Below are 9,763 nucleotides of genomic sequence, written 5' to 3'. Positions count from 1 at the left end.
CCGTAAGGTTCGTAGTAAGGACTTTAATCCGTAAGGTTCGTAGTAAGGACTTTAATCCTCATTTATTCAAAAATTTAGGACTGAAGTCCTCACTACGAACGGGGGAAGTTTTTTTAAGGACTGAAGTCCTCACTACGAACCAGTTTTATGAAGCTTTAGGTTGTTTCAAACTGCCTAATAAATTGCGAGTTTCGCTAGCCGCTGCTTTCATTGCTTGTTCCGCACTCATTCTCCCGGTAAAAGCCGAACTCAAATAGCGCTGCAAAATATCCGAAGCTTGAGCGTATTGTGCTATGGGCGGGCGCAAAGCTGGCCGCTGCACTACTTTTAGGAGTTGCGGGTAGTGGGGATATTTGGCGACTATTTCTTTGTCGGTAAATAGGGATTTGTAACTGGGAATTAAACCTGTTTCTAAAATAAATTTGCGCTGAGTTGCCTCGCTGGTGAGGTATTTAATTGCTTTCCAGGCTTGTTCTGGATGTTTTGAGGTTTTGGAAATTCCCCAGCCCCAGCCGCCCAAGCAGGAACCGCCTGTTTTACCGATACTGCTGAGCATTGGCTCGATCGCAATTTTACCCTTAACCTTAGATCCCTCGGCATTTGCTAGCTTCCAAACATAGGGCCAGTTTCGCAAAAACAGCGCTTTGCCGTTTTGAAACAACAGCCTGGTTTCTTCTTCGCCGTAGGTAGTAACACCCGATGGAGAGATGCCAGAGGCGATCGTATTTTTGAGAAATTCCACTGCTTTAATTGCTTCGGGTTTATCCAACCCAACTTCAAAAGTTTGAGGGTTGGCCCAGAAACCGCCGAAACCCGAGAGCACTTCGACAAACATCGCAGATACTCCCTCGTATTGTTTACCTTGCCACAGATAACCCCAGGTTGCTTTTCCCTGTTTCTGTAAGTCTTGAGAGATTTTTACCATCTCTTCAAAGGTTTTCGGCGCGGCAATTCCGGCTTGTTTTAAAATATCTTTGCGGTAATAAAGCATTCCGGCATCGGAAGCGTGGGGAATTCGGTAAAGCTTGCCCCGATACCGCCCGCCTTCGACGTTACCGGGGATGAATTTTGCAAGTTGTTCGGGGGGAATTCTGTCGGTTAAATCCATTACCCAACCTGCGGCGGCAAATTTGGGAACCCAAACGATATCCATGTTGATGATGTCGTAGGGCGACTCGCCTAAAAGAAAGGCAGATGTGTAAAGATTTTCTACGAGGTTTGTGTCAAAGGGGCCTTCGACGAGGTTGATGCGAATATCGCGATTTTTCTGTTCAAATTCTTTGACAAATGGTTTCCAGTTAGCAATGTCTTGGCCTTGCATTAACATGGTGAGCACAACTGGCTGCTGAGTCAGTGCGGGCAGAATAAATAAAAGCAAGACTGCTGCTAATGTGACAGCGAATAAGGCGAAAAGACGGGGGCGCTTTTGCCTTCGCTGGGGCGGGGAATTTATTTTTGGCATTTGCTTTTGAGATGGGGCTGTGCGATCGCCTTATTGATCTCATAACTCGCTTTGTTATGTTTCGCGGGATTTAGCGAGTTTGTGCAATCAAAATTTAAATAAACTTTAGCTTACTTAATAATCGTTGAGTGAAGAGTACAATTTTTGAGGTCAGAAACCGGGTTTTTTACAAAAATACTGCATCGAAGCCTTTAATATCGGTGAAAAACCCGGTTTCTTCTACTCGTTACCAGGCTGTGCCTGGTAACGCAGATCCGGAGGCAGAGCCTCCATTTTTCCAAGCGAGGCAGAGCCTCGCCGATCTCGGTTCCCAGGCACAGCCTGGGAACCAGTTATCAAACATTTATGCAATTCAAGTTTATTGAGAACATTTAAATAAATAATTATTCCTTCTTCCTTCTTCTCATCCGTTACATCCGCTACAAAATCCGTTGCCGAACTTCTTCTTTCTAAATACAAAAAACACCGCTCCTCAAAATAGGAGAACGGTGTATAGGGGGTGTTATGGGTTGTTGTCTGGAATTAACCCTAACAAATCGCCATTTGCTCCGGTTAGGCCTTGTGATGGTTAAAAAATTGGCACAAACCCAAACACTTGTCGGGATCGCGATCGACCTTGAGGATTAGCCCAACCATTCCACAACAGCATCTTCCTTAGTATTGGTGCGCCGTTCAGGGGTTTCGCGGTTGAATTTCATGTGGACAGCACGGTTTTGTTCGCCGTCGGCTGCTACTGCAAAAATCGGATAGTCGATCAAGCCGTCTTGGAAGGACATTTGGAAGCGGAAAGTTCCGTCAGCATTGAGTTTGATTGGCTGTCCGCCTACGTAGACGGTGGCGTCGGGCTCGGTAGCACCGTAGACGATCAGTTCGGCGTCAGCAACTAACCAGAACTGGCGGGGGCGCATCGGGGCGGCAAAGCCAACTCCCGACATACCGACACCTGACATACCGAAACCGGACATGGTGAGGCCAGACATCCCGACACCGGACATGGTGAGGCCAGACATCCCGACACCGGACATGGTGAGGCCGGACATACCCACACCTGACGCAGTGAGGCCGGACATACCGACACCTGACGCAGTGAGGCCGGACATACCGACACCTGACATGGTGAGGGCAGACATTCCTGCCCCAGCCCACATTCCAACGCCGGAGGGGAATACGTAGGAACTCAAAGCTTGTTCGTGGATGCCGGATTGCTGGATGGAACCGGCGACGTGCTGCATGGAACCGAACATCGAACCTGCTACGCGCATCGATTCTGCCGATTCTGCCATGCCGAAGATTTGTTGGTAGATGGCGTTGCCGGTGCTGTAACCGATGCCGTTGGTTGCTTGGGCCATTTTCTTGGCTGGGGGAACCAGTTCGGCGAAGGTTTGGCCGCGCAAGTCTTCTTCCCAGTCGAGGGTGATGAATTGGTCTTCAATCCAGTCGCTGGGATAGATGGGCGGGACGCGGACTTCTGCCGATCGCGCCAACACCAACCAACGGCCGTCTGCACAGCGGTAGCCGATGTCGATCGCATAATCGCGATCGCTAACGGGGATTGGTACGTACCATTCGCGGGCCAATTCGTCGCAGGGATATTCTTGAATGCTGTGCGGGCTTTGGATGTCGAGGCTAACATCTGTAACGTCGTAGATCCGCAGGGCGAGTTGCTGTCCACCTTGGCGGCGCAATTCTTCTTTGCGATCGTTGGGAATGTCCCAGTAGGTGTAGGCCCATTCGGGATCGCGGGGCATTAAAACAACCCGGCTTTCGCCGTAGCCGTTGGGCAAATCTGCTAAACCTTCATCTACAGACGACAATGAACCGCCTGTTCTATCTTCTTGACCTAGTTCAAACTTTGCTGCTTCCACTGCTTCTTGTGCCTCTAGTTTGCGAGATGGACTGTATGAAAACTTGTTGCGCTGAATTTCTTGAATTGATGCCAGAAGTTGCGATTTCCGCATCCGGCTGTAGCGAGAGACTCCACATTCGCTAGCAACTCTGCGGAGTTGTCGCAAAGTCATCTCTTCTAATGGTGGGCGTTCTTTTGCCATGAGTTTGTTTTCCACTAATTTGGGATGGCGGGTTAGATTTTTCGTTTCAACACAAATGTGTTGACTTTTCGAGCTAGAAACTCTTTTAAATGCAAATATTATCGAGCTTCTGGATCTCTCCAACCTTTGAAGCCTTGCTTGTTTTTTGCTTGTCTTTTCCCCAATTGCGATCGGGGGTTGTGACTGCTTGGCTTCTGCGCGCACCGTCCGATCTAAATAAAACTTTATCTGTCGATTCTTGATTGACAAACAAGATCGATTTTGTGAGTGCGATCGGTGCTGCTAGCAACGCTGTGCCGGCAGCACACGCGCTATTCGATTTCCAAAGATGCTTATTTAAGCAAAGCTTTTCTTTGGGATCGCTTTGTGATGATTCAATATTGCAGACAATTCCGGGTCTGGTCAAGGGGTCTTTCGCCTCAATCATGGGTACTTATACGCATTTTCGGGCATTTGGGGATCAATTTGTCAGGGAATATTGACAATTCGACGCTTATGGGGATCGTAACCGCCACTATTATCAAGATTCCCTGACACAAATTCGATGTGAGATTGAGTCTGCTGGGGCGGTACTATGGATACAGCAGATTGAGTGCAAAATTTGCTGAGTTAGCGATCCTGAAAGCAACGCGCTACTTGTACCCGTAAGGTGCGCCGTAAGCACCCTACACATAGAGGTTCTGCGTCCAGGACTATAAAATCTAAAATCTAAAATCTAAAATCGAATGACTCTAACGCTTTACAACAGCTTGACTCGCCGCGAATCACCTTTCGAGCCCCTCGAACCCCCAAAGGTGCGGATGTATTGCTGCGGCGTTACGGTGTACGATTACTGCCACGTCGGCCACGCCCGCGCTTACATTGTTTGGGATATGGTGCGCCGATATCTAATGTGGCGGGGATACTCGGTGCGCTACGTACAGAATTTTACCGATATTGATGACAAGATTCTCGATCGCGCCCGCGAAACAAATTCGACAATGGAAGCGGTAGCCGAACGCTTCATCGACGAATATTTTGCCGACATGGACAAGCTAAATATTCTCAGGGCTGATGAATATCCCCGCGCCACCCACTCGATAGACGGCATCAAACGGCTGATTCACGAGTTAGAAAATAAAGGCTTTGCCTATGCCAACAGCGGCGATGTTTACTACAGCGTTCGCAAGTTTGACAACTACGGAAAACTTTCCGGCCGCAAGTTGGAAGAAATGGAAGCCGGGGCTAGTGGCAGATTAGAAACTGCCGAAATAGAAGCTCAAAAAAAGCAAGATTCATCAGATTTCGCCCTGTGGAAAAGTGCTAAACCAGGTGAACCTTTTTGGGAATCATCTTGGGGAAAAGGTCGCCCCGGATGGCACATCGAATGTTCGGCGATGGTGCGCGATTGCTTGGGCGAAACTATTGATATTCACTGCGGCGGTTCCGATTTAACTTTTCCGCACCATGAAAACGAAATTGCTCAATCAGAAGCTGCGACGGGTAAGTCTCTAGCTAATTATTGGATGCACAATGCTTTTGTGACTGTCAATGGCAGAAAGATGTCGAAGTCTTTGCACAATTTTATTACAATTCGCGATTTGTTGGAGGGGAATTGGTCGGGAGAACCTGAATCTGACCCCCCCCAACCCCCCCGGGCTGAGGGGGGGAGTAAGAGTGAAGCTGACCCCCCCCAACCCCCCCTTGCTAAGGGGGGGAGTAAGAGTGAAGCTGAATCTGCCCTTGCTGAGGGGGGGAGTAAGAGTGAAGCTGACCCCCCCCAACCCCCCCTTGCTGAGGGGGGGAGTAAGAGTGAAGCTGAATCTGCCCTTGCTGAGGGGGGGAGTAAGAGTGATAAGTCAAAAGCGGTGGAACCGATGGCGGTGAGGCTGTTTGTGTTTATGGCGCAGTATCGCAGTCAGATAGATTTTACCGAAGAGGCGATCGCATCTGCTCGAAATGGCTGGAATACTATCAACGAAGGCTTGCTTTTTGGACTCCGATATGCCGATCGACTGAATTGGGACGTTGAGAAAACTGGACAAGATACCAAAGCTGTGCAGCAATTCCAAGCAGCTATGGATAATGATTTCAATACTCCGGCTGCTTTGGCTGTTTTGTTTGAATTGGCTAAGGAATTGGGTAAGGAAAGCAATGTTTTGGTGCATCAAGGAAAAACTGAAACTTCGCCGGAATTGTTGCAGCTTCATTGGCTGACTTTGGTGAGTTTGGCGGGGGTTTTGGGGTTGGAAGTTCAGCCGGAAGCTGATAGTGATGATGCTATTGGTGGTTTGAGTGATGGGGAGATTGAGGCGATGATTCAGCAGCGGAAGGATGCCCGGATAGCTAGGGATTTCGCTGAGGGCGATCGGCTTCGCAATGAACTTAAGGATAATGGCATTACTTTGATTGACCAAAAGGATGGTACAACTATTTGGCATCGGAGTTAAACAACTGGTTTGTAGTGAGGACTTCAGTCCTCTGGGACGGACTGAAGTCCGTACTACGAACCTGTTGTTTCTCTACCCCAAAAAACATCGTGAGTCATTGTCAGAGATGCAACCCTCTCCCGATTAATAGTAGGGAAACGACACAGCCGTGTCCTGATTAGCGATACAATTTACTAAACGCAAGTTGTTCAACCGTATTGGGTAATAGCCTAATTCTATGAATACCCTCGACCAAGTGCTAGAAACTGCTTTACAACTTTCCTACGAACAGCAGGAAATGCTGATAAAAATCCTGCAAAACCGTCACCGTGAAAGTATTCGCGCCGAAATAGCTGCGGATGCTCAACAAACCTTAGCTGATTTCCGTACAGGAAAATTTCGACAGCAGTCAGCCGAGGATGTTATTTCAACATTACGCCAGTCTTTGGACGAGCCCGAAGCATGAGACAATTGGTTCTGACTCCGAAATTCAAACGAGCATTCCGCAAGTTTGTGAAACGAAATCCTGACCTCCAGCAACGTATTGAAGACTCTCTTCAACAAATGGAAGCAGATGTATTTTTTCCAAATCTAGGTACTCATAAACTAGGTGGCAAACTTGATGGTCTTCAGTCCTGCTCTTGCGGCTATGATTGTCGAATTGTGTTCTCGATTGAAGAGGATACGGAAACAAATAGTGAAGTCATTGTTCTACTCGACATCGGGACACATGATGAGGTCTATTAACTGTGTCAGTCATTATTAGACTACAACTCCACAAATAAATTTAATTTTTCTTTAACTTGTTCGCAAATTCGGCAACAGCCGCGACAAATTCTGCGGTTGATTCGTAGGGTAAAACATTGCGCCCCGGCATTAAGAAACCCTCTGCGTTGGGAAAGTTAGCCAAATATTGCGCTAATCTTTCCTCTGGTTTTTCTTCCTTACCCGATTGACTGATGCTTGAGGCTTTTTCTCCCATAATAACGAGTGCCGGATTCATAAACTGTTGAATCGTGGTACTATAATCTTGCCGCCAAAAACCCGCTAAAAACGAGAAAACTGCATGACGGCTGTCAGGATTTGCCGCCCCAGCTTGCAAAGCATCCAACCATTCGCTATCAACATTTGCAGCATCACCAAACAGTTGTTTTGCAGAAAAAGATCGCAAAAATTGAGCGCGTCTGGCGTATCGATAAAAAGCGTTTCCCAAGGGAGAATCTAACAAATTCCAGACGATTCTTTGCTGTCTGTCTGTCGAATGTTTGTTCATCACCGCCCAAGCTGGAGACCCGGCGAGGACTAAGGAATGGATTAAATTAGAACCGCTTTCCTGCTGAATTTTGGCTAATTCCAAGGCTACACACAGTAAAGCACCTTGCACGAGGACGATCGCAGGTTTTTTGACTACAGTCTCCAAGAAAAACTGCAACTGTGCGGCCCAATCCTCAGGATAGCAAGCCACAGCGGGCATTTCGCAATCGCCGCAGCCCAAAAGGTCGGGATTGTAAATCGGATTTGTGTTACCGGATTTGTACCAACTTTCGCAAAATCTGTGCCAAAAGACTCTTGACAAACCAACTCCTATGGGATGAATTAATAACAAAGGGATGCTATCTTCTGTCGCAGTAGTTGGTTGATAAACATCATAAGCGCAGCGATATTTTTGCCATTCGTAAAACAGCGTTGGTGATTTTATAGACGAAATGGCGGATAAATCTTGGGTTGAATATTGCGGTTGCATAAGCTATTCTGGATTTAAATTGTGTGTTGAAATTAATTAAATTCTTGTGGGATGGCTTTGAGCAGCGTCCCGAATATGCACTTTAAATGCACAACAGCTTATTAATTTTTTAAGTTTTTATGTATTAAGCTGTTCCACTTTTAACCTGCATATTGGGGCGGGCAGGATGCCCACCCACAAGATTTTTAAGAGTTTTCACAATGCAAACCAAACTAAATGTTTTTTAGTTTAGGCTACAACAATGCGAGTTTGAGCTAGGATATTTGGTTGCGAGTGAGCAATACGAATCTCTACATTGCTGCCGAGTGCGTTGAGAAAACGAAATAGGCGTTTTATAGAGAACTCGGATAATTTACCGCGCCTCAATGCTGATATTTTGGGTAGATCGATTCCTCAGAGCTTTTTTGCTTCAATTTGGGTTAGTTGGCGTTCGGAAATTAACTCACTGATTTGATGAGCTATTTCTGCCTTAATCAATAGTTCATCAGGATTTGGGAGTCCTAAGTCCGCCAACACATTCCCACTGCTTGAATGCACTTTCATAATCTTAATTACAATATTTATATCATATAGTTTATTATAACATCAAGGGTGAGACGATCGGCAACAATATAATTATTTAATCATGTCAGAACAGCGGATTACCATTTCTATACCCAACTTGCTGCTCATTGTAGCATCGTCCTTGCTGCTAGTGCTGCTGTGGCAATTGCGCAGCCTGCTCGTAATTCTGATGATATCAGTCGTGCTCGCGGCTTCGATCGTCCCGATCGTCAATTGGGCCGAAACGATGCGCGTTCCCCGCTGGCTGGCGGTGATTATGGTTTATTTAACTCTGATCGGCGGATTCAGCGGGACGGTAGTGTTAATCGGGCCCACGGTAATTGAACAAATCGAGTTACTGGTGCGACAGTTACCAGTGTACGCCGAAAGTCTGGAAGCCGTAGCAACTAATCTATTGAGTCGCCTCACCGATGATGCGCCTGCTTTGGTGAATCAGTTGCTGGACACTCAATCGCTGACAAATTGGCTGATTCGATCGAGCCAACAACTGGTTTTGCGATCGTATAGTTTAACCAGAGGCATTCTCGGCGGTTTCTTCAGCCTAGTTTTAGCATTATTTATTTCTGGCTACATGGTAGCCGACAGCGACACATTAATTAAAAGTTTGGTGCAGTTTTTCCCGAAACCTTGGGATGCAAGATTAGCCGCCCAAGCGACACCAATCGGTCAAAGAATGGGGAGTTACATTCGCGGGCGGGTGTTAGTTTCGGGAATTTTAGGGATATTTATCACCGCAGGTTTGAGCTTTTTGGGAATGCCGGAGTTTGCTTTGGGCTTGGGTGCGATCGCAGGTGTGACAAATCTGATTCCCTTCATCGGCCCGGTTTTGGGCGCAGTACCCGCCTTAGTCGTCGCCTTAGCCAAGGGTGGATGGGTGTTGTTGTGGGTATTGCTGCTGTTTGTATTTATCCAAAACTTAGAAACTTACGTACTAGATCCGTTGCTGGTTGGTTCCTCGGTTGGCGTGCATCCTTTATATCAATTGCTGTCTGTCTTGGGAGGCGTCCAAGTATTGGGAATTATTGGGGCTGTAATTGTGCCGCCCTGGTTTGCGGGAGTAGCAGCTTTGATTGAGAACTTGTATTTAAAACCGAAGCTGAGAAGCGAATATCGAGAGACAATAAATCAAGCCAAAAATAATTCTGACTTACCGCCTTTGACACCTTCGGCCTGATACAGGAAGATGTAGGGTGTGTCGCCATCAAAAATTCCTAACTAAATATCGACAATCGAGCGGGCGACGCACCTGATACCATTCATTAAAATTATTTCTACAAACACAAAACTCGTAAAAGGCTTGTTTCCTAAAATATTGGATCGGGTGCGTCGCCCGATCGATTATTTGTTAATTTTAGAGCTTGTTGGCGGCGACGCACCCTACAAATTATTCGGTGCGTCGCCCGATCGATTATTGGTCTTATTTAGAGCTTGTTGGCGGCGACGCACCCTACAAATTATTCGGTGCGTCGCCCGATCGATTATTTGTTAATTTTAGAGCTTGTTGGCGGCGACGCACCCTACAAATTATTCGGTGCGT

The 9,763-nt window shown here is 46.9% G+C and carries 7 protein-coding genes and 1 pseudogene; 4 read left to right on the top strand and 4 right to left on the bottom strand.

The annotated features are described in order from the left end of the window. Positions 1–145: 145 nt before the first annotated feature. Both QUB64_RS14805 and QUB64_RS14800 read right to left on the bottom strand, forming a co-directional pair. The gene (locus QUB64_RS14805; RefSeq protein ID WP_333271181.1) at positions 146–1,462 is read right to left on the bottom strand and encodes an ABC transporter substrate-binding protein; all 1,317 of its coding nucleotides are present in this window, start codon (positions 1,460–1,462) and stop codon (positions 146–148) included. 623 nt (positions 1,463–2,085) lie between these two features. Continuing rightward, positions 2,086–3,510: a DUF4912 domain-containing protein gene (locus QUB64_RS14800; protein WP_333271184.1), complete on the bottom strand. Its 1,425-nt coding sequence runs from the start codon at positions 3,508–3,510 to the stop codon at positions 2,086–2,088. Between the two features lie 725 nt (positions 3,511–4,235). Here QUB64_RS14800 and cysS point away from each other — a divergent pair. From cysS to QUB64_RS14785, 3 genes are all read left to right on the top strand, one after another. Beyond that, positions 4,236–5,939 carry a cysteine--tRNA ligase gene (cysS, locus tag QUB64_RS14795; protein ID WP_333271186.1) on the top strand — a complete coding sequence of 568 codons (1,704 nt, stop codon included), beginning with the start codon at positions 4,236–4,238 and terminating at the stop codon, positions 5,937–5,939. 217 nt (positions 5,940–6,156) lie between these two features. Then, positions 6,157–6,384, top strand: coding sequence for a hypothetical protein (locus QUB64_RS14790; protein ID WP_293337838.1), 228 nt, complete (start codon positions 6,157–6,159; stop codon positions 6,382–6,384). Then, positions 6,381–6,665: a type II toxin-antitoxin system RelE/ParE family toxin gene (locus QUB64_RS14785; protein WP_333243503.1), complete on the top strand. Its 285-nt coding sequence runs from the start codon at positions 6,381–6,383 to the stop codon at positions 6,663–6,665. Before QUB64_RS14790 ends, QUB64_RS14785 begins: the two co-directional genes overlap by 4 nt. A 40-nt stretch (positions 6,666–6,705) precedes the next feature. Here QUB64_RS14785 and QUB64_RS14780 read toward each other — a convergent pair whose 3' ends face one another. Together QUB64_RS14780 and QUB64_RS14775 are read right to left on the bottom strand one after the other, a co-directional pair. Further along, on the bottom strand, positions 6,706–7,662 hold the full coding sequence (locus QUB64_RS14780; protein WP_333271189.1) for an alpha/beta fold hydrolase: 957 nt from the start codon (positions 7,660–7,662) through the stop codon (positions 6,706–6,708). 228 nt (positions 7,663–7,890) lie between these two features. Beyond that, positions 7,891–8,205 (bottom strand): annotated as a pseudogene (locus QUB64_RS14775) (helix-turn-helix domain-containing protein). 82 nt (positions 8,206–8,287) lie between these two features. Here QUB64_RS14775 and QUB64_RS14770 point away from each other — a divergent pair. Continuing rightward, positions 8,288–9,400: an AI-2E family transporter gene (locus tag QUB64_RS14770; RefSeq protein WP_333271192.1), complete on the top strand. Its 1,113-nt coding sequence runs from the start codon at positions 8,288–8,290 to the stop codon at positions 9,398–9,400. The last annotated feature ends 363 nt before the right edge of the window (positions 9,401–9,763 follow it).

The sequence above is a fragment of the Microcoleus sp. Aus8_D2 genome, from assembly GCF_036702665.1.
Classification (GTDB): domain Bacteria; phylum Cyanobacteriota; class Cyanobacteriia; order Cyanobacteriales; family Microcoleaceae; genus Microcoleus.
The sequence above is the reverse complement of the archived record's forward strand: the minus strand, read 5'-3'. Positions and strand labels throughout refer to the sequence as shown.